Below are 26,286 nucleotides of genomic sequence, written 5' to 3' on the forward strand. Positions count from 1 at the left end.
CCGGCGCGTCTCAGCGGTCGCGCCGGTCGCCCATCAACTGCAGCAGCGCCAGGAACAGATTGATGAAATCCAGATACAGCGCCAGCGCGCCCATAAGGGCCAGCTTTTCCCGCGCGGTGCCGGCGGCCCAGTGCCAGTAAAGTTCCTTGATGCGCTGGGTGTCCCAGGCCGTAAGGCCGGTGAAGACGATCACCCCGCCGACGGACAGCGCGAACTGCAGCCCGGTCGAACCCAGGAACAGGTTGACCACCCCGGCGATCAGGATGCCGACCAGCCCCATCATCAGGAAGGCGCCCAACCGTGTCAGGTCGCGCCCGGTCGTGTAGCCCCAGAGGCTCATGGCCAGGAACATGGCCGCGGCGATGAAGAAGACGCGGGTGACGCTGGTGGCGGTGTAGACCAGGAAGACGCCGGCCAAGGACAGGCCCATGGCCACGGCGTAAACCCAGAACAAGGCGCGCGTCGCCCCCAGGCTGAGCCGCTGGAAGCCGAAGCTGAACACCAGGGCCAGGGCGAGCGGCGCCAGCAGGACCAGCCATAACCAGGCGGAATGCGCGATGACGGCGTAAAAGCCGGACTGGATGGCCAGGAGGGCGGTGGCGCCGGTCGCGGCCAGACCCAGGCCCATATGACGATAGACGGACAGCATATAACGCCGCAGGCCGCCGTCCGTCTGATCCAGAGTCATGTCCCGCCATGCGAATTGTTCAGACATGTCTTCTCCTCCACGGGGTCGTCGGGTGTCGGCCATCGCCGCCCGGCGGATCAGAAGTCGGCGGGCGGGTGGTCGTGCGCGCCATCGCCAACCTCACCGACCAGCACCTCGGTGGTGATCAGCAGGCCGGCGACGGACGCGGCATCCTGCAGGGCCAGCCGCACCACCTTGACCGGATCGATGATCCCGGCCGCCATCAGGTCGGTGTATTGACCGCGCTGGGCGTCGTAGCCGAAGTTGGGGTTGCCGGCCGCCAGCAGGCGGCCGACCACGACGGCGCCGTCCGTGCCGGCGTTTCCTGCTATGTCGCGGATGGGGCGCTCCAGCGCCCGACGGACAATGTCCACGCCCACGCGCTGGTCCTGGTTTTCCGTGCCCAGGGCGGACAGGGCCCGGGTGGCGTAGAGCAGGGCCACGCCCCCACCGGCCACGATGCCCTCCGCCACCGCGGCGCGGGTGGCGTGGACGGCGTCATCCACGCGGTCGTGGCGCTCCTTCACCTCCAGTTCCGTGGCGCCGCCGACGCGGATGACCGCCACGCCGCCGGACAGCTTGGCCAGCCGTTCCTTCAACTTGTCCTTGTCGTAGGTTGAGGTGGCGGTCGCCACCTGGTCGCGCAGCTGGGCGCATCGGGCCTCGATGGCCGCCTCGGCGCCGGCGCCGTCGATGATGGTCGTCTCCTTCTGGGTGATGACGACACGCCGCGCCCGGCCCAGCATGGCCAGCGTCACGCTGTCCAGAGTCATGCCCAGGTCGCCGCTGATCACCTGCCCGCCGGTGACGATGGCGATGTCCTCCAACTGCGCACGCCTGCGGTCGCCATAGCCGGGCGCCTTGACGGCCGCGACCCTCAGGCCCCCGCGCAGGCGATTGACCACCAGGGTGGCCAGGACGTCCTGTTCCACGTCCTCGGCGATGATCAGCAGGCTGCGGCCGGCCTTCATCACCTCCTCCAGCAGGGGCACCAACTGCTGGATACCGGCCAGTCGCTTCTCATGGAGCAGGAGATAGGGCTCCTCCAACGCGCAAGTCATCTTCTCCGGGTCGGTCATGAAATAGGGGGAGATGTAGCCCTGGTCGAACTGCAGTCCCTCCACCGCGTCCAGCGCCGTGTCCAGTGACTGCGCATCCTCGATGGTGATGGCGCCCTCGCGTCCCACGCGGGCGATGGCGTCCGCCACCAGTTGGCCGATCACCCGGTCGCCGTTGGCCGAAACGGTGCCGACCTGCACGATCTCCTCCTGTGTGTCGACCGGCTTGGCCCGCTTCTTGATGTCGGCCACGGCGGCGGTGGTCGCCAAGTCTATGCCGCGCTTGAGGTCCATGGGGTTCAGGCCGGCGGCGATGGCCTTCACGCCCTCATGCAGGATGGCCTGCGCCAGGACGGTGGCGGTGGTCGTGCCGTCGCCCACCTCGTCCCCCGTCTTGGCCGCGACCTCGCGCACCATCTCCGCGCCCATGTTCTCGAACACGCCGGGCAGGGTGATGGCTCGGGCCACGGTCACGCCGTCGTTGGTCACCCTGGCGGGGCCGAAGCCTTGCTTGATCAGGACAGTGCGGCCCTTGGGGCCCAGTGTGGCCTTGACCGCCCGGGCCAGGACGTCCGCGCCGTGCAGCAGTTGAGCGCGGGCTTCATCGCCGAAACGTAGATCGGTATGGCTCATGACCGTTCTCCTAGTCTGGCGTGGGGTCGTTGGGGAGCGTCAGTCGCCCGCCACGGCCAGTTCATTGAGCACTTCCCGCGTCCCGGGCGCGGACCAGGCGGCCCAGGCCGCCGCTTCACGTTCGTAGAGGCTGTGGACGGTGCCGGTCAGGGTGACGACCCCGTCGGCGACCATGACGGCGACCTGCCCGGCATCGATCAGGGCGTTGCGTCGCAGGGCGGCCTCGATCCGCTGCTGCACATCGGTGGGACTGACGACGGCGGGCCTCAGGGTCAGGGCGTTGACCACCATGCGCACGCCCGGGATGTCACGCACCTCCGCGGCCGCGATCTCGCGCTGCCCATGGTTTTCGACCTGGCCGGTCAGCATGACGCCGCCGTTTTCCACCGAAACCTTGATGGCTTCGGCCGGAATGCCGGTTCGCCAGCTGAGGCGGGCGACGGCGGCGGTGGCGATGTCCGCGTCATCAGGCCATAGCGGGTCCGTCAGCTGGACGTGCATATCCTGGACCAGCGCGCGCACCCCGCGCACGCGGCGGACCGCTTCCGCCGCCGCATGCTTTTCCGCGAAACTGGCGACGTGGCCCGTCAGCGTGACGACGCCATGGTCGACGGACACGCCGATGTGGGCGGGATTCACAAACGGTTCCCAGTCCAACTCGGCCAGGATGTCCTTCTGCAGTTGCTTGTCGTTCATGCCGCTTCTCCGCCGCCACTAATCCCGCGGGTCGCCGTTCAGGGTTCGACCTGGATCAGGTTGTTGACCTCGGTGACGCCGGGGGCGCCCCAGGCCGCGCGTTCCGCGATGTCATGTTCCTGCCAGCTGCGCACACGTCCGCGCAGCGTCACCACGGGGCCGTCCGCGGTGACGCTGAGGTGATCCGCCGCCAGGTTGGCGTTGCGGCGGAAGGCGGCCTCGATCTTGTCATGGACGTCGGCCAGGCTCGCCTGGCTGGACACGATAAGGTGGTTGTCCACCCGCACGATGCCGTGCAGCCGGTGCACGTTACGCTCCGCCTCCATGCGGTCGAAGAAATGCTCCACTGTGCCCTCCAGGGTCAGCACGCCGGCGGTCACGGTGATCTTCACGCGGGGGGCGACCTGGGGGCAGGACCAGTGCAGGATGTCCACGGCGCGCTTGGCGATCTCATCGTCGTGCCATTTGCGGTCGGCGGGCAGGCGGACCTCGATTTCATTGGCGACCGCGCCCACGCCCCGAACCCGCCGCGCTGCGGCGACGGCCGCCCGCTTCTCCGCCCAACTCGTCACGTGGCCGGTAAGGGTAACCACAGCGCCCTCCGCCGCCACCCCTATATGGCTGGCGTCCAGGTGGGGGTCCCAGGCCAGCTCAGCCATCACATCCAGCTGTAAGGTCTTGTCGTCGCTCATCTTTATCTCCTGTGTGAGGGGTTGCGTCCGGAGAGTCGTCGTGTTCTGCCACGGTTTGCCGGCGAAGCCGGCGCTTGGCGGCCAAGGAGGGCACACGCCGGAAGCCGTCCATGAAGCCGGGCGCCGGTTCCGCCAGTGTTTTCTGGGCACGGCGCAGCAGCAGGCGGGCCGCCGCCATGCGGCGCGCGGCGATGGCGGGGTCGGATTGCCGGCGCGCGGAGGCTGCGACGGCGTAGGCCATGGTGCCCAGCCGAACCGCCATGAACAGCGGCATGACCCTGAGGCTGGCGGAATCGCCCGTCAGCTCGATGTATTGGCGCAAGGCCGCGTCCAGGAGCTGTATCAGGCCCCGCCGGCGCAAGTCGGCCAGCAGGAAGGCCAAGTCGTACAGCGTGTCGACGCAGCCGATGTCGTCGCTGAACTCGATGCCGTCGAACAGGGTGACGCGGCCCTTGTACAGGCAGATGTTCGCCAGCCGCAGGTCGCCATGGCCCCGCTTGACGAAGCCGGTGGTGCGGCGGTGCTCCAGCAAGTCGGCGACGGTGGTCAGCCTCATCTGGCACTCGTCGTGCAGCGCCATGGCCAGGGTGCAGCCCTTGAGGTCCAGGTGCTTCAGTCCCTCCTGCAGGTTGCGGGCGATGGCCCGTCGCACGCCGTCGGCGCCGCCCCAGGTGGTCGTGGTCTCGGCGATCGCGTGCAGGCTGGCCAGCTCCGCCGCGGCGTGGCGCACCAGGGCGGCGGACAGGCGCCCCTCGCGGGCCATGGCGTCGAACAGGTCCCGGCCGTTGAAGCGCCGCATCACCACCACCCAATCGACCGGGGGACCCTGGCCATCGAACTCCAGACCGCCCCCTGGCGCACGGGTGATGGCCCGGATGGTCAAATAGAGATCCGGGGCCGTCCGAATGTTCAGGGCGATTTCCCGCCGGCACGCCCTCTCGCGCTTTTCCAGGGTGCTGTAGTCCAGTGCCGAGAAAATGAGGGCATGCTTGAGCTTGTAGGCGTAGCCGTCGACCAGGAAGACGCTGGAACAATGGGTGGTGATCCGTTCCACAGCCGGCGTGCCGCCATAGGAATGCGGGTTGGACAGGAAGGCCCGGACCTCGGACTGGGCGGTGAAATCGGCCATGTCATGGCTCCACGTCGACCAGATTGTGCACCCGTGCCACGCCGGGCACGGCCCAGGCGATATGCTCCGCCAGGGTGCGCAGCGGCCAGTTGTCAACACGGCCGCGGAGAGTCACCTCCGACCCGGTCCCGCTCACGCTCAACCATTGCAGGGACAGCAGGGAGTGGCGGCGCAGGGCGGCACTCACCACGAAGGCCAGGGGGACGTCCGGCAACCTGGGCACCGGTGACGCCCCCTTCCTCCCCTGAAGGGCGGGGGATTGGGCGTCAGCGGTGGTAAGGGCCGGGCTGCGAGGCATGGCATTGTCTCCCCAGGCATGCCGGTTTGGCGGTTCAGTGGCTCATGTCCCGGCGCGTAGGCGGCGGATGGCGGCGGCGATCAGGGGGCTGGTGTCCAGGATCGTCAGCTTGCGGTCGCTCAAGGACGGCCTTTCGACGGGCGTGACCGAGTTGGTCACCACCACGCTGTCCACCTCGTCGCTGAACAGCGTGGCCGCGCCGCCATTGAACAGGCCGTGGGTGGCCGCGATGTGGACCAGGCGAGCCCCGCCCAGGCGGCAGGCGCGGGCGGCGCGCACCATGGTCGCCCCGGTGCTGATCAGGTCATCCAGGATGATCACGGCCCGGTCCTTGACGTCGCCCATGAGCGCGCCGCCGGTGATGAAGCCGCCGCTGCGGTTCTTCTCGACGAAGCCGCTGTCGACGGCGCGGCCGGCGACCGCCTGCAGCGCCTGGCGGAACCGTTCCGCCCGCTTCGCGCCCCCGGTGTCGGGCGAGACGACGGTCACCGGCAGGTCCCGGGCCAGGCCCCGGAAATGGTCCGCGAACAGGCCCGCCGTCTCCAAATGGATGAAGGGCCGGCGGAAGGCGTTCTCGGCGGCGGCCGGGTTGTGCACCTCCAGCGCCATGACGCGGTCCACGCCCATGGCCTCCAGCATCGTGGCCACATAGCGCATGGTCACGGGGTCGAACGGCTGGGTGCGCCTATCCTTGCGGGCATAGCAGAGATAGGGGGCGGTCAGCGTCACGCTGGCGGCGGCGTTGTCCTTCAGGCAGGCGATCAGGAAGGCCAGGCGGCACAGACGGTCATGGACGCTGGCCGCGCCATCGCCGTGCAACGACTGCACGACGTGGACGTCGTGGCCGGCCACATCGACCAGCGGACGGATCTTGACCTCCCCGTCCTCGAAGCGCCGCTCTTCCAGGGGGAAGGGCGACAGGGCGAGATGGGTGGCCACGCCTTGGGCGTAGTCGTGGCTATCCTGCAAGGCCAGGATGGTGAGCGGGCGTGCGGTCATGGCAATCCCCCCGATATGGATTTCAAGGTCGCCGGGTGGCCTTAATGGGCCAGCAGGGCGGGGATCGGCGTTCTCGTCAGGATGTCCCGGGTGACGCCGCCCAACACCCATTCCCTAAGCCGGGAATGGCCGTAGGCACCGGCCACCAGCAAGCCGGCGCCCAGCCGCTCAGCCTCGTTGAACAGCGCGTCGGAGGCGTTGCGCCATTCGCGCAAGTAGCGAAGCTCGACCTTGACGCCGTGCCGGTCCAAATAGCGCGCCAGGTCGGCGCCCGGTTCCTCGCCTATGGCCTCCGGCGGCCGGCCATCCTCCACCATCGCGGCCACGACCTGGGTCGCCGCCTGCAGGAAGGGCATGGCCCGGCTGACCGCGTTGGCGGCTTCCCGGCTGTCGGTCCAGGCGACCAGGATGGTGTCCATGGGACGGATGCGCACCGGCTCTTCCTCCGGCACCACGAACACGCCGCGACCGGATCCGAACAGGGCCGCCTCCACGACTTCCGGGGCCCGGCCCGGCATGGCGAAACCGGGCCGGTAAGGGGTGCGCACCACCATCAGGTCGGCCGTCCGGGCCTGGTTGGCCACGATGCCTTCCACTCCCCCGGCCAGGATATCGAAACGGCGGAGGTCATAGGGAACGCTCAGCCTGTCCAGCCGGGTCCGCAGGCCCTCCTCGGTCTTGTCCACCTGGGCCTTGAACTGGGCCATCTGTTCCGATGCCACGTCCCGGCTGATGGCATATTGAGGCAGGTTCAGGATGATTTCCGGCAGAAGCACGCAATAGAGCCCGCGAATATGGGCGCCACGCGCCGCGGCCAGGTATTCCGCATAAGCGATGCGGGCCTCGTCGTCAGGCGTACCGTCAAGATGAACGATGATTTCTTTGATCATGACGCCGGCCCTCATCTTCAGGGGAAGCGGCCTGTCCACGCCAGGGCGCGGTGCCGGGTCGCCAGCACGGTTTGAGTATTGCCCTCATCCCGTGCGGCCGCCTTGATGCAAGTCAACGAGACCCATCTTGTGGGACGTACGCAAATGGAACAGACGGGAGGAGGCTGATAGTGGCCTTCACAGCATCGGTCATCTTCATGGTGGGGACTGCTCCGCCCCCGCTGCCGTATCCGGAGACTTCAGGATGGGAACAGGCAGGCCATTGCGACTTGAAAGGATGTCGTCGACCAGCCCCCAATCCACCCGGTCCACGGCATCGCCCGCCAGGCGGGCGATCCACAGCCGGGTGTCCATGGTCGATTGGGCCGACAGGTGCGGGACGAAGGTGCCGTTCCGCTCTATCTCGTCTGCCTGGTCGCGGTCGGGATGGGCCTCCAGATAAAGCTCGCCATCGATCCATCCCAGCTTGACCGGCTGGTCCACCATCACAACCCGCGTGCCTATACTTACCTGGGGGAAAAGACGCGCGATGTCCTCCGGATACAGGCGGATGCAGCCGTGGCTGACGCGCCGGCCCACGCCGTCGGGCTTGTTCGTCCCGTGCACGGCATAGGCCGGCCACGACATGTCCAGGGCGAAGGCGCCCAGGGGATTGTCCGGCCCTGGACCCACCGAAAGGGGCAGGTCGGGATGCTCCGCCCGGACCGTGGGCGGTGGTGTCCAAACCGGATTGACCCTTTTGCCGCGGATGTGGCCTTCGCCCATGGGCTCGGGGTAGGGATCCGCCGCGCTGCCGATGGGCATGCTGGTCGGTTCCCCTTTGGCCGGCAGCCAGTACAGGCGGAAGTCGCCCAGGTTGATGATGATCAGGGAGCGGCGGGCGGGGGCGGGCGGCACATCCGGCAAAAGATGCGCCAAGGGCAACAGCACCACGGCACCGGGGCGGGGCTGCCAGGGGTCGATGTCCGGGTTCACCGAGCGCACCTCGACATAGCCGAGGTCGAAGCGGCGGGCGACATCCATCAAGGTCTCGCTGGGGGATTCTATGCGATAGGCGGCGGTTTCGCCGATCAAGGTGCCGGCCAACACCGGGCGCCAGTGGGGGAGAAGCGCGAGCAGGGCGGCCACCCCTACAAATCGCCAGCCAGCGGGCCGGCCGCGAATGGGCCGGCCCGACCTGGGTTTGGTCATTTGCGCAGGTTCCGCTGGAAGATCTTGTCGATCTTGTCGGCGGCCGCGTTGGCCTTGGCGGCGGCTTCCTGTGCGGCGGCGGCGGCGGCTTGGGCGGCGGTGGCGGCCTGGGCGGCGCTGGCGGCAGCCTGGTCTGCGGCGGCCTTGGCCGCCGCCGCCGTGGCCTGCGCCTGTTCGGCGACGGCCTTGGTGTTGGCGAGCAGGGCCTTGTCCTGCTCGCTCAAGGAGGTACAGCCGGCCAGCAAGGTGCCGCCGATCACGAGCACCGAGAAGGTTTTCAGCATGGTCAATTCTCCTGCTTGGAATGGGATGGCGCCCGCGCGCCGGCGAGGCGGCGGTGTCGGGCAATCAGGAATCCAGGCGGATACAGACGCTTGGGTTCAGCGGTCTTTGACTGACTATGCAAGGCCTCAACAATCCTGAGGCCATCCAACCGCCAATGAGGACTTTAAAGGAACGCTGGAAGCGACGCCTTGAGTTGGATCAAGTTCGATATCACCCATGAATACTTCATTTTCCTAAAAAGCCGGGAATCTCGACGCCGGAAGGGACGTGGATCATGATGCCATTCCCGTCGGCGGGTGTGGGGGCGGGCGCTTGTCTGCCGGCAGGGGCCCGTCGTGAAGCAGGGCCATCACTTCCTCGTCGCTCACCTGCTGGAAATCGACGTAGTGGTATCCGACAGCCACGAGGGTGTCGGTAGGCTCAAGGCAGGCGATCTCGTCCACCTCCGCCGCCAGCCGCGCCAGGGACTGCGTGGCGGCCACGGGCACGGCGACCACCACGGCGGCGGCGTGCCGCTGGCGGGCGGCGCGCACGGCGGCCCGCATCGTGGCGCCGGTGGCGATGCCATCGTCCACCAGGATGACGGTCTTGCCGGCCAGGTCGGGGGCGGGCCGGCCATCCCGGTACAGGCGGCGCCGTCGGTCCAGCTCCCGCGTCTCGCCGGCGATGACCCGGTCCACCTCGGTTGGGGAGATCCGCAGGGCGGATAAGGTCGCTTCATCCAGCACGACGACCGGTTCGCCGCCTTCGGGGCCTTCAGCGATGGCGCCCATGGCGATTTCGGGTTCGATGGGAACGCCCAGCTTGCGGACCAGCATCACCTCCAACGGCGCGCCCAGGGCATGGGCGACCTGATACGCGACGGGCACGCCACCCCTGGGCAGGGCCAGGACCACCGTGTTCACGCCCTTGAGGCCTGCCAAGCGGCCGGCCAGGCGTTGACCGGCATCGCGTCTGTCCATGAACCGCATGGAGTGGTCCTCGTCTACAGGCGCTGGTGCAGGAATTCGCTGACCACGGGCCGCACCTGCTCCCGCCAGACGGTGCCGTGGAACAGGTCGAAATGCCCGGCACCCGGGAGAAGGCGGTGGCCGCGCCTGTCCTGGGGGATGCCGGGGCACAGCTCATGGGCCACCCGGCATTGTCCCGGCCCGGCGATATCGTCCCGGCCGCCCTCGATGGTCAGCAGGGCGGTGTCGCGGACGGCGCTGGTGTCCACCGGCAGGTCGAACCAGGTCATCCTGCCCTGCGGCAGGGCGCGGGCATGGTAGACGGTGCCGATGACGTCCAGAAAAAGCTCCGCCGGCACGTCGATCAGCGACCCGAGGCTGGGCAGGAAGGGGTGTCCCTTGGGATCGCTCCCATCATCGTGCAGCGCCTTCGTGATGATGTCGCATCCGTCGGCGAGGTGGCGGTTCACATAGGACCACAACACCTTTTCCTGCGTTGTCCTGGCATAGACCGGGCGTCCCGCGCCGGGTCGCCCGGCTGTAACGGTCGTGATCGCATGCTCGCGGAACCAATCCAGGGAATGGGTCATGGCGAAGCGGTCACCGGGGGTGGAGTTGACGCAAGGATCGATCTTGCCGCCGATCAGGACAAGGCCGCGCGGTTTGGCCAAGGTACGGCTGGATGCCAGCAGGGCGGTTGCGGCCAGGGCCGGCAGGGCGGACTGGCACAGACCGATCAGGTTGACCTCTTCTCCCAGATCCTGAACGGCTTCCAGTACCTGCGACAGGCAGTTGGGCAAGCCGAAGCCTCCGCATGCCGCGGGCACCTCCGCCGCGTCACGCCATTCCAGCAGGTGCAGCTCGGTCCCCGCCACCAAATCCGCGACCATGTCATACAGGAGGCGAGGGTTCACACCTGACAGCGGCGCAACCAGCAGGGTGCGCGGGAGGGGCGCGGGCTCCCGGTCGCCGGTGGCATGGAAGCGCAGCAGGCGGCCAAACGCGCCATCCCGCAGGATTTCCTCCGTGAAGCCGCCTGGGGACTGCGGAATGTCATGCGGCAAAGGCAATGGTTCCGGCATGCTCTCCTCCGTTGGGTCGAGGGGCAGGCAACGCGGACGCTGATGGCATTGGCCGATCAGGCGCGCCATCACGGGCGGCCAAGATCGTTAAGCATATTGGGGCTTATCGTTGGCTGACGACATTGACCTAGCGCAAGGATGGAATGCCCAACTCGGCTATTCTCACCACGGGCGTGGCGGGATGGCGCCTGGAAACGCCCAACGGCGAAACGCCGGAGAGCGCATTTCAGAAAAAATCAGAGGCTGGCAATGACCCCGCCTCTCCACTCGTCCTATACGCATGGCTGCGTGTGGGTTGCGGCCTGCACGCCCCCTATCGCCGTCGCCAGTCCCCCTCATGGCGATTGGCGGGCGCCCAGCGGCGGCGGCGGCGCGGCCTGGTTACAGGAACTGGCGACCCGCGGACCTTGAACCGACGGCGGCCCATGAACGGAGGCACGGGATGGAAGGTCCGCTTCTGACTGATCTCTACCAGTTCAGCATGCTCGACGCCTACTGGGCCCAGGACATGACCGAGACCGCGGTCTTCGAATTCTTCGTACGCCGGCTTCCGGCCCGCCGCGGCTTCCTGATGGCGGCCGGCCTTGAGCAGGTGATCGACTATCTGGAAACGCTGTGCTTTGGCGCGGAGGAGATTGGGCAACTCAGGCGATGCGGACGTTTTGGCGATGATTTCCTGGACCGCCTGGCGGCGTTCCGCTTCACGGGTGATGTCGATGCCTTGCCGGAGGGAACCATCTTCTTCGCGGATGAACCTGCCATCCGGGTGACGGCGCCGTTACCGCAAGCGCAGTTGGTGGAAAGCCGGCTGGTCAATCTGCTTCATTTCCAGACGCTGGTCGCATCAAAGGCGGCGCGCATGGTGCTGGCGGCGCCGGGGAAGCAGTTGGTGGATTTCGGCATGCGCCGGGCCCATGGCGCGGAGGCCGCGCTGCTGGCCGCCCGCGCCTGCTATCTCGCCGGATTCGATGGAACAGCCACGCTGGCGGCGGGCATTCGCTTCGACATTCCTGTCTTCGGCACGATGGCTCATTCCTTCATTCAGGCCCATGACAGTGAGGCGGAGGCGTTCGAACATTTCGCCCGCGCGCGGCCGCAGGGCGTGACCCTATTGATCGATACCTATGATACCGAACGGGCGGCGGAACTCGTCACCCGCGTGGCCCCCCGCCTCAAAGCAGATGGTATCGCCATCCAGGCGGTGCGTCTCGACAGTGGCGACCTGGGGGGCCATGCGCGCAAGGTCCGCGCCATCCTCGATGCGGCCGGGCTGCACGAAATCTCGATTTTCGCCAGCGGCGGGTTGGATGAAGACCAATTGGCTGCATTCACCCGGGACCAGGTGCCCATCGATGGCTACGGTATCGGCACTTGCCTCACCACCTCGTACGACGCGCCGGCGCTCGATTGCGCCTACAAACTTCAGGAATATGGCGGCGTGCCCCGCCGCAAACAGTCGGAAGGAAAGGCCACTTGGCCAGGGCGCAAGCAGGTGTGGCGGCGTTTGCGGGATGGCCGCATGGCGGGCGATCTCCTGGCCCAGCATGGTGCGCCTCATCGCGGATACCCGTTGCTGCGGCCGGTCATGCGCGATGGCCGGCGTATTGGAGGGGCGCCATCGTTGGATACGGCGCGTGAGCATGCGTCGGCGGAACTCGGGATCTTGCCCGTCTCTCTGAAGGCGCTTCTTCCCACCAGCTATCCGGTCGAGGTCGACATGTCGCTGAAGCTTCTGGCGGCTGAATGTGATCAGCGTATCGCCGAAAGGAACTGTACTTTGTGAGTACGAAGACGTTCGGAGCGAATTATCCAGATAAATCAATTAAATGCGGCGATTCTTTAAAATGAATATATAAATTGTCGCAATGAAAGTTGAGAAAGATCAAGGCCGCCAACCGCCCAATACAGAAAAATGCGGCTGCCTGCCGCCGGTGGGCCCAGCAGATGAATGGAGATGGTGATGCCCGACACCGAAATCGATGTGAAGACGGTCCCGGCCGTCCGCGAACCCGCCACCGATCTGTGGCATTCGTTCCGCAGCGAGGTCGACCGTCTGTTCGAACGCTTCGACGGGGGATTCAAACTACCGTCGATGGCACGCATATTCGACACGACCCCCACCATTCAAACCAGCTTTGAATTCTCAGTGCCGGCCGTGGATGTGAATGAAGACGACAAGGCCTATAAGATCACGGCCGAGTTGCCCGGCCTGGATGAAAAGCACATCGAGGTCTCCCTCTTCGGTGACCGCCTGATCCTGAAGGGCGAGAAGCGGCAAGAGCGGAAGGAAAAGGACAAGGACCACTTCCTGTCGGAACGGGCCTATGGTTCCTTCCAGCGGTCCTTCCGGTTGCCGGAGGGTGTCGACGTGGAAAATATCAGCGCCACCATGGCCAAGGGCGTGCTGGAAATTATCCTGCCCAAGACCGCTGAAGCGCAGAAGCAGCAGAAGAAGATCCAGGTCAAGGCCGCGTGACGGCCCGTGCCGGCGGTGGCGAGCCCATTCCCCGTCACCGCCGGAATCCGGCTATGGGGCCCGCTATGTGGGGAGGTGGCGACAGCATGGCTCCTGAAAATATGCCAATGGCCGAGCCGTTTCTGGGCGAGCTGCAGAATCTCGTTCGCGCCCATTACCCGCTCATCCACATCAGCACGCATGAAGAAGACCGTTGCCTGACGGCCATCCGGCTGTTGGCCGCGCAGATGGATAAGAAAGTTTTCCTCTGGAGCACCAGTCGCGGATGCCATGCAATGGATCCGGCGGAAGACGTTCCGGCGGCAAGCAGATACAGGCTGGCGGACCTGACCGCTGCGATTGAGTTCTTTGAAAAGCAGGTGACGACCAAGGCGCGGGACGACAATGGTTTCATCTTCGTGCTGCTCGATCCCTTCCCCTATCTCAGCGATCGCAGCATCAATCCCATCTATCGTCGGCGCCTGCGCGATTTCGCCATCAGTATCCGGACGAAGAGTTATCAGGCCAGTTGCCTGGTCATTTCCCCCACGGGGGAAATGCCGGTCGAACTGGAAAAGGAAGTAACCGTCATCGACTTTCCCCTGCCCAGCCGGGCGGAGATTACAGGCTACATGAACAGCTTGCTGGACAGGCTGGGCACGCGCACGGCCATCACGGTGGATGATGATCCCGGCTTGACGGAGAAGCTGGTGGATGCGGCGCTTGGCTTGACCTTGGCGGAAATCGAGGGGGCGCTGGTCAAGGCTGTTGTGGAGGACACGCACCTCACGGCCGAGGCCGTGGACAAAATTTTCCGGCAAAAGCAGCAGATCGTGCGTAAGAGCGGTGTGTTGGACTATATCGACACCGGAAGCCTCGCGCTTTCGGAAATCGGCGGCTTGAAGGTCTTTAAGGAGTGGCTGCGCATCCGCGCTGCCACCTTTTCCCCGAAGGCGCGGGGTTTTGGCATAGAAGCGCCCAAGGGCGTCCTTCTCACCGGCATACCCGGATGCGGCAAATCCTGGGCGGCCAAATGCGTGGCCGCTTCCTGGCGTCTGCCATTGGTTCGCCTGGACATGGGAAAGATCTATTCCGCCCTGATCGGTTCGTCGGAGGAGCACATGCGCCACGCGATCCAGACGGCGGAGGCCATCGCGCCCTGCATTCTGTGGATCGACGAGATTGAAAAGGGCCTGCCACGGCCGCGCGGCTATATCGGTGACAGCGGGGTATCGCTGCGGGTGCTCGGGAAATTCCTGACCTGGATGCAGGAGAAGACCGTGCCCGTTTTCGTCTTCGCCACGGCCAACCAGATCGACTTGTTGCCGCCTGAGGTGTTGCGGAAAGGCCGGTTCGACGAGGTCTTCTTCGTCGACCTGCCGAGTTCCGCCGAGCGGCGCGAAATCCTGCGTATCCACCTGAGCCGGGTGGGACGCGATCCGCAACAGCTCGACCTGGAGGAATTGGTTCGCCTGTCCGGGCCCGAGTTCCTGGGGGACAGCTTGAGCCTGACGGGCGCCGAATTGGCCGCGTGGATCAACGAGGCGCTGATCCATGCGTTTGATCGGGGAGCGGACGACCTGATGATGGACGACTTCCGCCTGATCGCGCGGCAGACGGTGCCGCTGGCGCAGATGCGGCAAGAGGAGATCCGTGAAATGCGGGAGTGGGCATCGATGCACGCCATGGACGCTTCCGCCGCGATCCACCGTCGCTCACAGCTGACCCCGGAACTGGGGGTCCTGGAAGGGGGGGCGTCCGCCGGCGGCCTGCCGTCTGGCGAGTTGAAGCACGTTGCCGCTCCCGATCCTTGAGGGCGGCGGGAACTCAAACAAAGGCCTCGCGCCACAGGGAGGAACCATGGACGGTCTGACACACCACGTCGCTTATCAACGCCCCGATGAGCCCTCATCACGGCTTGGCGGTCCTAGTCCGCTCATCAATCGCCAGGGAAGGGGGACGTCCCTCCTTATCGAGGCGAGTGTCGATGACATGCTTGCCGATCCCATCTTTCACGAGATCATGCGGCGAGATGGAGTTTCGGCCGATGATATCCGCACGCTGATGGCGTCCCTGCGCCGCCCGGTGGACTGAGACCGGTGAGGGGAACCGGTGCAACCTGGATGAGTGCTTGGCTATCAGGCTACGGATCAAAGCTCGCAGTAGATTTTGACCATGGCCGGATCGTTGCGCATATACCCCTGGCGTGGATGGTCGAAGGTTTCCTCCAACACGGTCGTGTCGCGCATCTCCTCAAGATGGAACAGCTTCCAGCCTTGCTCCAGGGACCGGCTGAAGCCGGAAACCTGATAGGCGCGCAGGACGGGGTGCCCGCCGTCCGCCACGCCGAAGGCGTACGGCTCCACGGTGCGGACGCCGCCACGATACCAGAACCGCAGGCGCCGGTGTTTATGGATGGCGTCACTGATTGTGTGCTCTTCCATGATGGGGCCTCGGATCAGGGGACAGTTTTGGCTTCGTGAGTCTTCACATCGCCCCGCTGCCGACGGGCGTGGTCTTCCAATTCCCGACGAACGGCATCGAAGGCATCCCCCACGGCCACCATGATGTCTTCATGAGCATGCCGCTGGGACGGATGCTGGTTGGCAACAATGTCCCGTCCGGGCACCGCCACGGTGATGCCGATCTGATGAAGCTTGCCTTGATGGTGCCGCCGTCCGTTGAATTCGACGACGACCCGGCAACGCAGGATCGGGTCGAAGAAGCGGAGAAGTTTCTGCGCCTTGTCCCGAATGTGCGCTTCCAGGGCGGGGGATGGGTCAATGTTGTGGAAAATGATCTCCAATGGAAGTTCCATATGCTCCTCCCTTCCCGCGTATGGGGTGATCCCCAACGTAAGCGAAGGCGGGAATTCCCGCTTTGAGCTGAGTCACCTCACGGAGAAGTCGCGCCCCGCATACTGTAGATCGATGAAATCGAAAAAGGTCTGCCGTGGCTACGCGGCTATATCGGTGACAGTGGGGTGTCGCTGCGGGTGTGGATCGGCACGATCAAATGACCCCGCGTGGCCCAATAGAATCAATTGGTTGCTGTGCCGATCGGCGTCCGAACCGCATGCCGATATACATTCGGCTCCACGTGCTTCAAGGCTGACGTTTTCTCAGGAGTAATCCCCCGAACGCGCAGATCAACATGGATATTCCTGCGATCAGGAACGCATCGCTGTAGGCGAGCAGCAGCGCGTCATGGTGGACCGACTTGTCCATCACAGCGAGAGCTTGCTGGCGATAGGGTTCCGCCAATTTGCCGTAGAATGCCGTGCGACGATCGACCTGCTGTCCGCTCAGCACCCTCACCAGCTCTATGGTCCGCTCCCGGAACGCGATCGAAAAGGGACTGACAGCCTCGCCGATCCGGCTTGCGTGCAACTTCTCGCGTTCCACGACAAACTGACTGGCCACCGCGATACCGATGGCGCCGCCGACGTTGCGGACGGTCGAGAACAGTCCGGAGGCCGACCCAAGCTCGGATTTCTCAAGCCCACCCACCGCCATCACGCCCAGCGCCACCACGATGAACGACTGGCCAATCCCGCGCACCACGAGCGACGGCACGATGACATTGGCGGCTGCGTTGCTGTCGAGATGAATATTCATCAGGCAGCCCGCGGCCATGACGACGAAGCCGAGAATGATGATCGCGCGCACGCTGGTCCATTGCATCAGCTTGGGGGTGGCGAAGGACATGACGAACTGGACCAGGCCATAGGGGATCATGGTCAACCCGATCTGCTCGGCGTTATAGCCGTGCGCCTCGGCGAAATAGTTTGGAACGAGGAACACCACCCCGAACACGACGGCGCCGAAGGTGAATTGCATCAGGCTCGCCAGCCCAAAGTTGTAACGGCCGAGTAGACGCAGGTTGATGAAGGGGGTCTTCTGCCACAGTTCGACAAGGACGAACGCGGTGAGGCCGAGCGCTGCAATGATCGCGGTCTCGATTATGAAAGTCGATGCGAACCAGTCCTTGCGCTCACCTTCCTCCAACATGATCTGGAGCGCTGACAGGCCGAGGGCCATCGCGATGATGCCGCGCCAGTCGCCGCTCCGCAGCCTATCGAGGGATGCCGGTGCGCGCGGCGTAGCCCAACCGATCGCTGCCAACAGCAGCAGGCCCGGCGGCACCTGAAGATAGAAGATCCAGCGCCAGCTATAGGCTTCGGTCAACCAGCCGCCGAGCGAAGGCCCGGCGGCCTGCGCGACATTGTTGGCTACGGCGAACAAAGCCATGCCGAACGGGTGTTTCGACGGCGGCAGTTCACTGACGATGATCTGGAAGGATAGGGGAATCAGGACGCCGCCGAATGCGCCCTGCAAGGCGCGCGCGATGATCATGGTGTTGATGTCGGGCGCCATCGAGCAAACGATCGAGAACAGAATGAAGCCGCCTGTTCCGACCATGAGCACGCGCCGCATCGAGAAGACCGACACCAGCCATCCGGTCATCGGAATGATGATGATCTCGGCGACCAGATAGGCCGTGGTGATCCATGACCCTTCCTCGAAAGAAGCCCCTAGCGAGCCACGCACATCGGGAAGCGAAGCGTTCGTCACATGGACGTTCATGCCCGCCATGAAGCAGCCGACGACACCGCCCAGGACGGCTATCCAAGACCGCAAGGACACCTGACCCGCCGCCTGGCCGATCTCCGCCTGACCGGTCATGGCCGGGAGCTTCCCGTATAGACGGTGGTTTCAACCGACATGCCCGGCCGCAACTCGGCCGCGCGCGGCTGGCCCGGATCGACCATGATCCGCAGCGGCATCCGCTGAACGATTTTGGTGAAATTGCCCGTGGCGTTGTCGGGAGGAAGCAGCGCGAACTGCGCGCCGGTGGCCGGCGCAAAGTCGTCAACATGTCCCTTGATCGCCACGCCGCCGAACGCATCGACGACGATTACGGCCGACTGACCAGGGCGGATGCGATCGGTTTGCGTTTCCTTGTAGTTGGCGACGACATAAACCTGTGCGGGCACGACCGCCATCAGCGGTGTGCCGATGTCGGCATATTGTCCGGCACGTACGGTTCGTTGCCCGACCTGCCCGTCCACGGGTGCCCGGATGACCGTTCGCTCGAGGTCGAGGCGTGCCGCATCCAGCGCCGCCTGAGCTTGTTGCAGCGCCCCGCGCGCCTTGTCGAGATCGGCGGTGGCGGCGTCCCGCTGAGTTGCCAGGACTGGCAGATAGGCGCGGGAAGCGGCCAGCGTCGCGCGAGCTTCGGCCAGCGTCGCTGAGGCCTTGCGGGTAACTGCCTCCGCCGACTGCAGATTCTGTATGCTTCCGACCTTCTGCCGGGAAAGGTTGGATTGCCGCTGGTATTCCAGATCAGCGAAATGAGCATCCGCTTCGCGGGCCGTGATGGCGGCGCCATTCTGTTCGATCACGCTCTGCTGCTGTGTGGTTTGGGCGTTGAATGTGGCGATGCGCGCCTGTTGCGCCTCGACATCAGCTTTCGCGGAGGCAACAGCACCTTCAGCCTGCTCGGCCCTCAAGCGGTAATCCCGATCATCGATCCGCGCGAGAACGTCTCCAGCCCGCACCCGTTGGTTATCCGCGACGACCACCGCGACGACATTGCCTGCGACGCGAGGGGCGATGGTCACCACATCAGCGCGCACATAGGCGTCATCGGTTTCGATCATGAAGCGGCCTGTCGTCCACCAGCGCGCGCCGGACACGCAGGTGGCGATGAGCGCCATCCCGCAGCCGCAGGCCATGAGCTGGCGACGGTTCGGACGCAGACTGGGAAAGGAAGAACGGGTCTTGACGGCGGTATCGGTCATGGGAACCTCACTTCGAGGAACCCGTCACCGAGGCGACGGGCGCTGTTCTTTGCGGGGACGGCAGGACGACGGCGGGAGCGTTTTCCCAGCCACCACCCAGTGCCTTGAAGAGAGCCACCTGCGTCGTGGTCACATCGCTATCGGCGGCGGCGAGAGCCGCTTGTGCATCGATGTCCGCGCGCTCCGCATCCAGTGCTTCCAGTGCGGTCGCCGCACCCGCCGATCGCTGGATCTGCATGAGGCGATCCGCGCGGGCGCTGTGGTCGGCGGCCGCGCGCAAATCACCTTGCCGGCGAAGCGCTGCGCCGTAATCCTCCGCCGTCTGATTCACCTCCTTGAGGGCTCTCAAAATGGTGGCGTCAAAATCGGCGAGACCCGCAGCTTCACCAGCCTGGGCGTATCTGATGCGCGCGTGGACGGCGCTGACGTTGGGGAAGCTCCAACTCAACAATGGACCGACGCGCCAGACGAGATTGTTACGGCTGGCGATGCCTCCGACCGTGGGTGACGATAGTGCGGCCCCGCCATCGAGAGAGATTCGGGGGTAGAGATCGGCCACGGCGACACCAATTCGCGCGGTGTTCGCCGCGAGCTTCCGTTCCGCGGCGCGCACGTCCGGGCGACGCCGCAGCAGCGTCAGGCCGTTACCGATCGGCAATGGCGTCGTGATGGCTGGTAGCCGCCTGCACGCCGCAGCTGCAGAAGGTACCTCAGCCGGCGGACGTCCGGTCAGCACCGCCAATTCGGTCAGCGCGTCATGTCGTTTCGCATCGAGCATCGGGATGGTCGCGCTGGCCTGACCCACCAGGACCTCTGCACGCAACACATCGACCGGCAGGCCGCTGCCGGCAGCCAGCAACCGCTCGGCCAAATCCAGGCCGCGTTGCGCCAATGCCAGGGATTGGCGCGCCACATCAGCGCGATGAGCATAACCGCAAGCGTCGAGCCAGGTGCCGGTCACGCCCGCGGCGACAGCGACCCGAACACCATCTTCCAGAGCGGCGGACGCTTGCGCATCTGCCTCTGCGGCTTTGACCGTGGATCGCAGCCGGCCAAAAAGGTCCAGCTCCCAGGAGACAGAAGTTCCGATATCGAAGCGCGGACCGGTTCGGATTTTGTCGGTTCCCTCCGAGGCGGCGGCGATCTGGTCCTCCAGCGTGCTGCCTTCACCGGCCCCGCCCGAAAGATTGGTCGCCGGCCATAGCTCACCCCGAGCCTCGCTCAGGATCGAACGGGCCTGTAATAAGTTCGCCGATGCCGCCCGCAGGTCGCGGTTGTTCGTCAGCGCCTCCTCAACAAGAACGTCGAGCGCCGGCTCGTTGTAGAGGCGCCACCAGTTCGACGGCGGCGCGTCGGAGCGCACGGCTTCGCTGTCCGCCAGTTGACCCGGGATTGCCACCGTGGATCGAGGTGGCGTTCCAGGTGCCGTGGCGCAGCCAGCCAGGAGCGATGCGGAAAGAATGGCGGCGATCAGGCCGCTTGAAGGATGGCTCACGATGGTCGGCTCGATGGTGACGAGCCATCGTTTTATGGGATTGCCGCTTGTCCTTCTCCAGCGAGACTGACATTAATCATCTCGAAATGGACAAAGAGCGTACTTTTCAAGACTGCGAACGCTCGCCGAGGCCGGTGGCCGCCTTGGCGAGCGATCATCCCGATGGTGAGCACATCGCTGCGCACAGCCATCCGCGCGCGCAACTGATCCATACGCTCAGCGGCGTGATGACAGTGACGAGCCGGGAGGGAAGCTGGGTGGTGCCGACTGGGCGGGCCGTCTGGATGCCGCCACGTGAAGAACATGGCATTCGGATCTCCGGCAACGTCTTCATGCGGACGATCTTTGTTCTGGATGGGGCGCGACCCAATCTCCCGCGGACATGCGAGGTGATCGAGGTTTCCGCCTTCCTGCGGGAAGCGATCGTCGCGGCGACCCGCATTCCGCTGGATTATGCGCCAGCGAGCCGGGACGAACGGGTGATGGAACTGATCCTTGACGAGATCGAAGCCGCACCACGCCTGCATCTGCATGTCGCCATGCCGCACGATCCACGTCTCGTGCGGCTCTGCGAGAGGCTGATCGCCGATCCTTCCGTGTCCGTCACGCTTGAGGAGCTTGCGGCGGAAATCCATGTCAGCGGACGGACTCTCGCGCGCCTGTTTCATCGTGAGTTGGGGATGAGTTTCGGGGAATGGCTGCGCCGCATGCGCTTGTTGCTGAGCTTGCCCCGCCTCGCGGCCGGGGCGTCGGTGCTGCAAGTGGCGCTGGAGCATGGGTATGACAGCCCGAGCGCATTCGCCGCCATGTTCCGCCGAACGCTCGGCGTTTCTCCGACCGCCTATCTGGCCAGCCAATGAGTCTACACCACGCACAGGGCACGGATCCATCAGAGGATGACGGTGGAAAACAGGGCAGGGGGCGGACAGTCATGTTTGGCGCCCCGCCGTGAGGATTTCATCCCTGCCTGATCGACGAAGCGGGATGGGCCTTATCTGGCGAAGGAACGACCAGCACGGGGACTGACGCTTTTTCCAGCACTTCACGACAGACGGAACGTTCCGTCAGCCGGCCGAGCCAAGAAAGATGCCGGTGTCCGAGCACGATCGCATCACATCCGAGGGTAGAGGCCGTTTCCAGAATCCGCTCCACGGCTTCCCCCTGGACGACTGAGCCCTCCGCCGACAATTTCTGCTCCCGGAGTCCGAGGAGTACGCGATGGACGAGATCGTCCGCGCTTTCGCGTTCCATCGCAGCAGCCGGATAGTCGGCCTCATCGGCCTCACTCGGACGACGGCCATCCGGCTCGCTAAGGAAATAGGCCGGGTCGACCACGCAAAGGATATGGAGTAAGGCGCCACACGCCCGGGCCAGATCGGCGGCGATGGTGACGACGCCCTCCGTTTGGCCAGACCCGTCAATCCCAACCAAGACCGCATGAAACATTCGTTGACTCCCTCGGTGTGAGATGGCTACCGTCACGACTAAACATCCTATGTTAGGACGATATGATGTTCAAAGTCCAGCCGTGTCATGTTCCAGGGGGTTGGCTTAAATCGCCGGCCCATGGCGAACTCTGCGATGACAAGCGGCATCGGTTCCTGCGGGAGCGGCTTGGCCCGGAGGCCGCGATATGACCGGATCAATCATGCTGGCGCCTGCGGCTGCCGCGCCGGTCGTACGCCCGGCGGGTCCGGCACCATTCACGCCCCGTATCGCCGCCGGCCTCGCGGGCGTGCTGATCGCCGTGCTGGTTTCAGGTTTCAACGAACACGTCACGGATATCGACTTGACCGACATCCGGGGTGTCCTGGGGATCGGCCATGACGAAGGAACCTGGCTGACCGCGCTCTATGAGGCGTTTCAGGTGTCGGCCATGGCTTTCGCGCCGTGGTGCGCCGTCACATTTTCGCTCCGCCGCTTCACCATCACGATGGTTGGCTTGTTCGCCATGCTGGCCGTGGCCGCGCCGTTCACGTCCAGCATAACCAGCCTTTACATCCTCCGCGCGGTTCAGGGGTTCGCGGGCGGCGCTTTGCCGCCAATGCTCATGACCGTGGCGTTGCGCTACCTGCCGCCCAAAGTGAAGGTCTATGGCCTGGGAGCCTACGCCCTGACGGCGACCTGCGGTCCCAACCTCGCAACGCCCCTCGCCGCACTCTGCTTTGAGTATCTCGGGTGGCGGGCGGTCTTTTGGGAAGCCATCCCGCTTAGCCTTATCAGCATCTTCCTGGTCGCCTATGGTCTTCCGCAGGATCCGCTGAGGCTGGAGCGGTTGCGGCAGTTCAACTGGCGCGGTCTGCTGCTGGGTTTCCCCGCCATTTGCATGCTCGTCATCGGGCTGATGCAGGGGGATCGTCTGGATTGGTTCCACTCACCCCTGATTTGCCACCTGATCATCGGTGGTGTCTTCCTGTTCATGATGTTTCTGCTGAATGAGTGGTTTCACCCGCTCCCCTTCTTCCGCATCCAGATGTTGCGTTCGCGCGACTTGTCCTTCTCGCTCATCGCCGTGGCAACGGTGCTGGTGCTGGCCGTCGCGAATATCGAGGTGCCCTCCGCCTACTTGGCGGAGGTGCGAGGCTACCGCCCCTTGCAGACAGCGCCGATGGCACTCGTCATCGCTCTGCCCCAGCTTCTCGCGCTGCCGCTTGTCTCGGCGCTCTGCAATATCCGGCGCGTCGATTGCCGGTGGGTGCTCGCCGGCGGCCTGCTGCTGATGGCCGCTTCGGCCTATGGCGGGAGCTTCATCACATCGGACTGGTTCCGGGGCAATTTCTATTTGTTGCAGGCCCTTCAGGTCTTCGGGCAGCCGATGGCGATTATTCCGATCCTCATGCTGGCGACGATGAAGTTGGCGCCGACGGACGGGCCTTTCGTCTCGGGCATGTTCAACATGGTCAAGGGCTTCGCCAATGCCATCGCGGCGGGCCTCATCAGCTTCCTCGAAACGCGGCGGGAGCACACACACTCCAACATTTTGCTCGATCACTATGGGGCGTCGAACTTCGTGTTGTCGGGCTTGAACGACAAGCCACGCGATCTTGCGGCTTTTGCCCAGGCGGTACGCGATCAAGCGCTAGTTCTCACGACGGCCGACATCAACCTCGTGATGATCGGCATCGCCGTCGCTCTTTTGCTTCTCATCCCCATCCTGCCGACACGTGTCTATCCGCCCGCATCTGCGGGCGTCCCGGCGCCTGCGGCACACTGATGTCAGGAATTTCTATGACACGAACAAAGAAAGTGCTTCTCGCCGGCGGCGTCGCGGCCTGCGCTGTCATCGCCTTTTGCGCTGACCGCGCTCTACTCGGGGATGGAAGAACGCAGCAGACCAATGACGCCTATATCGTGGCGGATTTCTCGATTGTCGCGCCCAAGGTCAGCGGCCTGATTGACGCGGTAACGGTAGAGGATAACCAGCAGGTCCGTGCGGGACAGGAACTCGCCCATATCGATGATCGTGATTGTCGCGCCGCCGTGGCCGCGGCCGAGGCGGCTTTGGCCGCCGCACAGGCCAAGGTCGAGAACCTGACGGCGGAGCTTGCCCGGCAGAAGCCGATCATCGAGCAGACGGAAGCGACCATACGCGCGGACGATGCGGCCTTGGGCTTCGCCCAAGCCAACGCCATGCGCTATCACAATCTCTCCCTGGGTGGTGCCGGCAGCCTTGAACAACAGCAGCAATCCGCCTCCCAGCTTCGGCAGGCAATGGCGGCGAAGGATCGCGACACGGCCGCCGCGGCGGCCGCCCGACATGAACTTGCGGTTCTGGATGCCCAGAGAAATGAGGCTGCGGCGGAGGTGAAGCGCGCGCAAGCGACATTGGATCAGGCCCGCCTCAACCTGTCCTATACGCGCATCCTCGCGCCGATCGATGGTGTCATCGGCCAGCGCAGCGTGCGGGTCGGCAACTATGTCAGCCCCGGAACGGCGTTGTTGGCCGTGGTGCCGTTGCGATCGGCTTACGTGCTGGCGAACTTTCAGGAGACCCAGCTTACGCACATGGCGTCAGGTCAAAAGGCGCGCATCACCGTCGACAGCTTTCCGGGGCAGACGCTCACAGGCACTGTCGATAGCGTGGCGCCCGCGAGCGGCATCGCCTTTTCGCCCATCCCCCCCGACAACGCCACCGGGAATTTTACCAAGGTGGTGCAGCGCATTCCCCTGAAGATCCGGTTCGATCCTGGACAGGCGTTGGTGCAGCGCCTCCGCGTCGGCATGTCGGTTGACGTCAGCCTGGATACCGCGGGCTCTGGAGATGACGGCCAGGGTGCTTCTCAAACCCTCAATCACGTGGCAGGCCGATGACTGCGGTTCGAACCCTCATGTCCAGCGCCAGCCGCCTTGCAATGGTCGGGGCGCTTCTATTCCTCGGCGGCTGCACGGTGGGACCTGATTGGCACGAACCGACCCCAGCGCTCCCGCTCGCGTTTTCGCCGCCGGTGGGGGAGGCCGCCACCAGCCGGATGGACGCCGCCGCCGCCGACCCTGAGTGGTGGACGATCTTCGGCGATGCTGAATTGTCGTCCCTGGAGCGCAGGGTCGCGTCAATGAACCTTGATGTGGCGGAGGCGACAACCCGGGTGGCGCAAAGCAGGGCCGAACGCCGAATGGTCGGCGCCGACCAATATCCATCCGCCAGCGCGAACGCCTCCTATGCCCGTGAGCGGGCGAGCCCCAATGGTGTGCTGGGCCTGCTTGGAACGACGCAACCGCAAAGTGCGGCGACGATCGCCAACGGCGGTCCGGGGTTCGGGCCGACCTCCTTGCCGGGGAGCAGCGGCTCCCCCGCATTCGACCTTTGGCAATATGGCTTCGACGCCTCATGGGAGCTTGATTTGTGGGGGCGGGTGCGCCGCGCCGTCGAAGCCTCGAGCGCGGAGGTTGAGGCGACGGCGGACATGCGCCGGGGTGTGCTCGTCAGCGCCCTTGCAGAAACCGCCCGTGATTATCTCCAGCTTCGCGGCGTGCAGGCGCAGATAGCGATCACCCAGCAAAATCTGGATATCGCAACCCATAGCCTGTCGCTGACCAAGCTGCGCTTCTCAAATGGCGCCACCACCAATCTGGACGTCGCCAATGCCGCCGCACAAGTATCGGCCATCCAGGCTGGGTTGCCGGCGCTCCGGAAGCAGGAGGCGCAACTCATCAATGCCTTGAGCTTCCTGTTGGGTGCACCGCCCCGCGCGCTTGCCACGGAACTTGCGGCGCCCAAGCCCATACCACCTGTTCCGCCGCGTATACCGGTCGGCTTGCCGTCCGAGCTGGCGCGGCAACGGCCGGACATTCGGTCCGCTGAAGCGCGCCTCCATGAAGCGACAGCCAATACCGGGGTGGCGGTCGCCGACTTCTATCCGCGTGTCGTGCTTGGTGGCAGCTTCGACATTCAGGCGCTGCAGTTCTCCGGTCTCGGTTCCTGGGCGTCACGGCAATATGGCATTGGCCCTTCGATCAGCTTGCCAATCTTCGAAGGGGGCCGCCTGCATGGTGCGCTGGAACTGCGGAAAGCTCAGCAAAAACAGGCTGCCATCGTTTATCAGCGCACCGTCCTGCAAGCCTGGCACGAGGTCGACGATGCGCTCACCGCCTACAATGCCGCGCAAAATCAGCGCAGCCAGCTGCTGGAAACCGTGCGACAGAGCCGAATCGCCCTGGCGACGGCACAGTCGCAATATGTCGAAGGCGCCGTGGATTTCCTCAACGTGCTGAGTGTCCAGAACCAGCTTCTGAGTGTCCAGCGTGCTCAGACGCAGGCCGATACCGACACGGACCTGGCGTTGGCCAGCCTGTATAAGGCCTTGGGAGGAGGATGGCAGTCGGAGTTTCCCGTCGAAGCGGAGACCGAAAGAAAATCGGACATCGAAACGGGGCGGGCTCCTGCCTCTGAGACATTAGGTGAGCTTGCTGCCAATGGGTGGCAAAGATAGGATCACCCGATC

Annotated in this window: 26 protein-coding genes; 8 read left to right on the top strand and 18 right to left on the bottom strand. The window is 64.9% G+C overall.

The window, feature by feature from the left end; genetic code table 11:
* Positions 1-10 precede the first annotated feature (10 nt).
* The 12 genes from FBZ88_RS19935 to FBZ88_RS19990 form a co-directional block, all read right to left on the bottom strand.
* Positions 11-715 carry a Bax inhibitor-1/YccA family protein gene (locus FBZ88_RS19935; RefSeq protein WP_145618910.1) on the bottom strand — a complete coding sequence of 235 codons (705 nt, stop codon included), beginning with the start codon at positions 713-715 and terminating at the stop codon, positions 11-13.
* Positions 716-765: 50 nt separating this feature from the next.
* The gene (groL, locus tag FBZ88_RS19940) at positions 766-2,379 is read right to left on the bottom strand and encodes a chaperonin GroEL (protein WP_145618911.1); all 1,614 of its coding nucleotides are present in this window, start codon (positions 2,377-2,379) and stop codon (positions 766-768) included.
* A gap of 39 nt (positions 2,380-2,418) precedes the next feature.
* Positions 2,419-3,075 (bottom strand): BON domain-containing protein, encoded by a 657-nt coding sequence (locus FBZ88_RS19945; RefSeq protein ID WP_145618912.1) that lies wholly within the window; start codon positions 3,073-3,075, stop codon positions 2,419-2,421.
* Between the two features lie 38 nt (positions 3,076-3,113).
* The gene (locus FBZ88_RS19950; protein WP_088874914.1) at positions 3,114-3,767 is read right to left on the bottom strand and encodes a BON domain-containing protein; all 654 of its coding nucleotides are present in this window, start codon (positions 3,765-3,767) and stop codon (positions 3,114-3,116) included.
* The gene (locus FBZ88_RS19955) at positions 3,727-4,896 is read right to left on the bottom strand and encodes a phosphotransferase (RefSeq protein ID WP_145618913.1); all 1,170 of its coding nucleotides are present in this window, start codon (positions 4,894-4,896) and stop codon (positions 3,727-3,729) included. Before FBZ88_RS19955 ends, FBZ88_RS19950 begins: the two co-directional genes overlap by 41 nt.
* 1 nt (position 4,897) lies before the next feature.
* Positions 4,898-5,119, bottom strand: coding sequence for a BON domain-containing protein (locus FBZ88_RS19960; RefSeq protein WP_186464499.1), 222 nt, complete (start codon positions 5,117-5,119; stop codon positions 4,898-4,900).
* Between the two features lie 117 nt (positions 5,120-5,236).
* Positions 5,237-6,193 (bottom strand): ribose-phosphate diphosphokinase, encoded by a 957-nt coding sequence (locus tag FBZ88_RS19965; RefSeq protein ID WP_145618915.1) that lies wholly within the window; start codon positions 6,191-6,193, stop codon positions 5,237-5,239.
* 41 nt (positions 6,194-6,234) lie between these two features.
* Complete coding sequence (locus tag FBZ88_RS19970; RefSeq protein WP_186464500.1) at positions 6,235-7,083, bottom strand: universal stress protein; 849 nt, start codon at positions 7,081-7,083, stop codon at positions 6,235-6,237.
* Positions 7,084-7,278: 195 nt separating this feature from the next.
* Positions 7,279-8,211 (bottom strand): L,D-transpeptidase family protein, encoded by a 933-nt coding sequence (locus tag FBZ88_RS19975; RefSeq protein WP_186464501.1) that lies wholly within the window; start codon positions 8,209-8,211, stop codon positions 7,279-7,281.
* A gap of 59 nt (positions 8,212-8,270) precedes the next feature.
* Complete coding sequence (locus tag FBZ88_RS19980) at positions 8,271-8,558, bottom strand: alanine-zipper protein (RefSeq protein WP_088874908.1); 288 nt, start codon at positions 8,556-8,558, stop codon at positions 8,271-8,273.
* A 273-nt stretch (positions 8,559-8,831) separates the two neighbouring features.
* Positions 8,832-9,521, bottom strand: a complete 690-nt coding sequence (locus FBZ88_RS19985; RefSeq protein ID WP_246138764.1) for a phosphoribosyltransferase — start codon at positions 9,519-9,521, stop codon at positions 8,832-8,834.
* Between the two features lie 23 nt (positions 9,522-9,544).
* A complete protein-coding gene (locus tag FBZ88_RS19990; protein ID WP_186464502.1) occupies positions 9,545-10,591 on the bottom strand; it encodes an alpha/beta hydrolase family protein in 1,047 nt (348 codons plus the stop codon).
* Between the two features lie 442 nt (positions 10,592-11,033).
* On the opposite strand from FBZ88_RS19990, the gene FBZ88_RS19995 reads away from it, so the two are divergent.
* The 4 genes from FBZ88_RS19995 to FBZ88_RS20010 all read left to right on the top strand — a co-directional run bounded on the left by FBZ88_RS19995 (position 11,034) and on the right by FBZ88_RS20010 (position 15,140).
* Complete coding sequence (locus tag FBZ88_RS19995; RefSeq protein ID WP_145618920.1) at positions 11,034-12,374, top strand: nicotinate phosphoribosyltransferase; 1,341 nt, start codon at positions 11,034-11,036, stop codon at positions 12,372-12,374.
* Positions 12,375-12,551: 177 nt separating this feature from the next.
* Positions 12,552-13,067: an Hsp20/alpha crystallin family protein gene (locus FBZ88_RS20000; RefSeq protein ID WP_211102730.1), complete on the top strand. Its 516-nt coding sequence runs from the start codon at positions 12,552-12,554 to the stop codon at positions 13,065-13,067.
* 86 nt (positions 13,068-13,153) lie between these two features.
* Positions 13,154-14,860, top strand: coding sequence for an AAA family ATPase (locus tag FBZ88_RS20005; RefSeq protein ID WP_186464503.1), 1,707 nt, complete (start codon positions 13,154-13,156; stop codon positions 14,858-14,860).
* A gap of 46 nt (positions 14,861-14,906) precedes the next feature.
* Positions 14,907-15,140, top strand: coding sequence for a hypothetical protein (locus FBZ88_RS20010; protein WP_088874902.1), 234 nt, complete (start codon positions 14,907-14,909; stop codon positions 15,138-15,140).
* 56 nt (positions 15,141-15,196) lie between these two features.
* Here FBZ88_RS20010 and FBZ88_RS20015 read toward each other — a convergent pair whose 3' ends face one another.
* From FBZ88_RS20015 to FBZ88_RS20035, 5 genes are all read right to left on the bottom strand, one after another.
* A complete protein-coding gene (locus FBZ88_RS20015) occupies positions 15,197-15,490 on the bottom strand; it encodes a WYL domain-containing protein (RefSeq protein WP_088874901.1) in 294 nt (97 codons plus the stop codon).
* Positions 15,491-15,504: 14 nt separating this feature from the next.
* Complete coding sequence (locus FBZ88_RS20020) at positions 15,505-15,864, bottom strand: HPF/RaiA family ribosome-associated protein (protein WP_145618923.1); 360 nt, start codon at positions 15,862-15,864, stop codon at positions 15,505-15,507.
* Positions 15,865-16,150: 286 nt separating this feature from the next.
* The gene (locus tag FBZ88_RS20025) at positions 16,151-17,731 is read right to left on the bottom strand and encodes a DHA2 family efflux MFS transporter permease subunit (RefSeq protein ID WP_145618924.1); all 1,581 of its coding nucleotides are present in this window, start codon (positions 17,729-17,731) and stop codon (positions 16,151-16,153) included.
* Entirely contained in the window at positions 17,728-18,849 is a 1,122-nt protein-coding gene (locus FBZ88_RS20030) for an HlyD family secretion protein (RefSeq protein WP_145618925.1), read from the bottom strand. Before FBZ88_RS20030 ends, FBZ88_RS20025 begins: the two co-directional genes overlap by 4 nt.
* A gap of 7 nt (positions 18,850-18,856) precedes the next feature.
* Complete coding sequence (locus FBZ88_RS20035; protein ID WP_211102731.1) at positions 18,857-20,344, bottom strand: efflux transporter outer membrane subunit; 1,488 nt, start codon at positions 20,342-20,344, stop codon at positions 18,857-18,859.
* A 47-nt stretch (positions 20,345-20,391) separates the two neighbouring features.
* Between FBZ88_RS20035 and FBZ88_RS20040 the strand changes: the two genes are divergently transcribed.
* Positions 20,392-21,204 carry an AraC family transcriptional regulator gene (locus tag FBZ88_RS20040; protein ID WP_211102732.1) on the top strand — a complete coding sequence of 271 codons (813 nt, stop codon included), beginning with the start codon at positions 20,392-20,394 and terminating at the stop codon, positions 21,202-21,204.
* Positions 21,205-21,301: 97 nt separating this feature from the next.
* Here FBZ88_RS20040 and FBZ88_RS20045 read toward each other — a convergent pair whose 3' ends face one another.
* Positions 21,302-21,790 (bottom strand): universal stress protein, encoded by a 489-nt coding sequence (locus FBZ88_RS20045; protein WP_145618926.1) that lies wholly within the window; start codon positions 21,788-21,790, stop codon positions 21,302-21,304.
* 187 nt (positions 21,791-21,977) lie between these two features.
* Between FBZ88_RS20045 and FBZ88_RS20050 the strand changes: the two genes are divergently transcribed.
* Genes FBZ88_RS20050 through FBZ88_RS20060 form a run of 3 tightly spaced genes read left to right on the top strand, consistent with a single transcriptional unit; the run spans position 21,978 to position 26,274 of the window.
* Positions 21,978-23,558, top strand: a complete 1,581-nt coding sequence (locus FBZ88_RS20050; RefSeq protein ID WP_145618927.1) for an MFS transporter — start codon at positions 21,978-21,980, stop codon at positions 23,556-23,558.
* Positions 23,559-23,572: 14 nt separating this feature from the next.
* Positions 23,573-24,655, top strand: a complete 1,083-nt coding sequence (locus FBZ88_RS20055) for an HlyD family secretion protein (protein ID WP_145618928.1) — start codon at positions 23,573-23,575, stop codon at positions 24,653-24,655.
* 17 nt (positions 24,656-24,672) lie between these two features.
* The gene (locus FBZ88_RS20060; RefSeq protein WP_145618929.1) at positions 24,673-26,274 is read left to right on the top strand and encodes an efflux transporter outer membrane subunit; all 1,602 of its coding nucleotides are present in this window, start codon (positions 24,673-24,675) and stop codon (positions 26,272-26,274) included.
* The last annotated feature ends 12 nt before the right edge of the window (positions 26,275-26,286 follow it).

The organism is Nitrospirillum bahiense (assembly GCF_007828025.1).
GTDB classification, from domain to species: Bacteria; Pseudomonadota; Alphaproteobacteria; order Azospirillales; family Azospirillaceae; genus Nitrospirillum; species Nitrospirillum amazonense.

What these genes read in the sequence shown, in the direction of transcription:
- FBZ88_RS19950 (WP_088874914.1), bottom strand. Translation starts at nt 3,767, where the DNA reads ATGAGCGACGACAAGACCTTACAGCTGGATGTGATGGCTGAGCTGGCC.
- FBZ88_RS20005 (WP_186464503.1), top strand. Translation starts at nt 13,154, where the DNA reads ATGGCTCCTGAAAATATGCCAATGGCCGAGCCGTTTCTGGGCGAGCTG.
- groL (WP_145618911.1), bottom strand. Translation starts at nt 2,379, where the DNA reads ATGAGCCATACCGATCTACGTTTCGGCGATGAAGCCCGCGCTCAACTG.
- FBZ88_RS19995 (WP_145618920.1), top strand. Translation starts at nt 11,034, where the DNA reads ATGGAAGGTCCGCTTCTGACTGATCTCTACCAGTTCAGCATGCTCGAC.
- FBZ88_RS20030 (WP_145618925.1), bottom strand. Translation starts at nt 18,849, where the DNA reads ATGACCGATACCGCCGTCAAGACCCGTTCTTCCTTTCCCAGTCTGCGT.
- FBZ88_RS20050 (WP_145618927.1), top strand. Translation starts at nt 21,978, where the DNA reads ATGACCGGATCAATCATGCTGGCGCCTGCGGCTGCCGCGCCGGTCGTA.
- FBZ88_RS19965 (WP_145618915.1), bottom strand. Translation starts at nt 6,193, where the DNA reads ATGACCGCACGCCCGCTCACCATCCTGGCCTTGCAGGATAGCCACGAC.
- FBZ88_RS20000 (WP_211102730.1), top strand. Translation starts at nt 12,552, where the DNA reads ATGCCCGACACCGAAATCGATGTGAAGACGGTCCCGGCCGTCCGCGAA.
- FBZ88_RS20010 (WP_088874902.1), top strand. Translation starts at nt 14,907, where the DNA reads ATGGACGGTCTGACACACCACGTCGCTTATCAACGCCCCGATGAGCCC.
- FBZ88_RS19935 (WP_145618910.1), bottom strand. Translation starts at nt 715, where the DNA reads ATGTCTGAACAATTCGCATGGCGGGACATGACTCTGGATCAGACGGAC.
- FBZ88_RS20055 (WP_145618928.1), top strand. Translation starts at nt 23,573, where the DNA reads ATGACACGAACAAAGAAAGTGCTTCTCGCCGGCGGCGTCGCGGCCTGC.
- FBZ88_RS19955 (WP_145618913.1), bottom strand. Translation starts at nt 4,896, where the DNA reads ATGGCCGATTTCACCGCCCAGTCCGAGGTCCGGGCCTTCCTGTCCAAC.
- FBZ88_RS20045 (WP_145618926.1), bottom strand. Translation starts at nt 21,790, where the DNA reads ATGTTTCATGCGGTCTTGGTTGGGATTGACGGGTCTGGCCAAACGGAG.
- FBZ88_RS20020 (WP_145618923.1), bottom strand. Translation starts at nt 15,864, where the DNA reads ATGGAACTTCCATTGGAGATCATTTTCCACAACATTGACCCATCCCCC.
- FBZ88_RS19985 (WP_246138764.1), bottom strand. Translation starts at nt 9,521, where the DNA reads ATGGACAGACGCGATGCCGGTCAACGCCTGGCCGGCCGCTTGGCAGGC.
- FBZ88_RS19970 (WP_186464500.1), bottom strand. Translation starts at nt 7,083, where the DNA reads ATGATCAAAGAAATCATCGTTCATCTTGACGGTACGCCTGACGACGAG.
- FBZ88_RS20060 (WP_145618929.1), top strand. Translation starts at nt 24,673, where the DNA reads ATGTCCAGCGCCAGCCGCCTTGCAATGGTCGGGGCGCTTCTATTCCTC.
- FBZ88_RS19980 (WP_088874908.1), bottom strand. Translation starts at nt 8,558, where the DNA reads ATGCTGAAAACCTTCTCGGTGCTCGTGATCGGCGGCACCTTGCTGGCC.
- FBZ88_RS20025 (WP_145618924.1), bottom strand. Translation starts at nt 17,731, where the DNA reads ATGACCGGTCAGGCGGAGATCGGCCAGGCGGCGGGTCAGGTGTCCTTG.
- FBZ88_RS19945 (WP_145618912.1), bottom strand. Translation starts at nt 3,075, where the DNA reads ATGAACGACAAGCAACTGCAGAAGGACATCCTGGCCGAGTTGGACTGG.
- FBZ88_RS19990 (WP_186464502.1), bottom strand. Translation starts at nt 10,591, where the DNA reads ATGCCGGAACCATTGCCTTTGCCGCATGACATTCCGCAGTCCCCAGGC.
- FBZ88_RS20015 (WP_088874901.1), bottom strand. Translation starts at nt 15,490, where the DNA reads ATGGAAGAGCACACAATCAGTGACGCCATCCATAAACACCGGCGCCTG.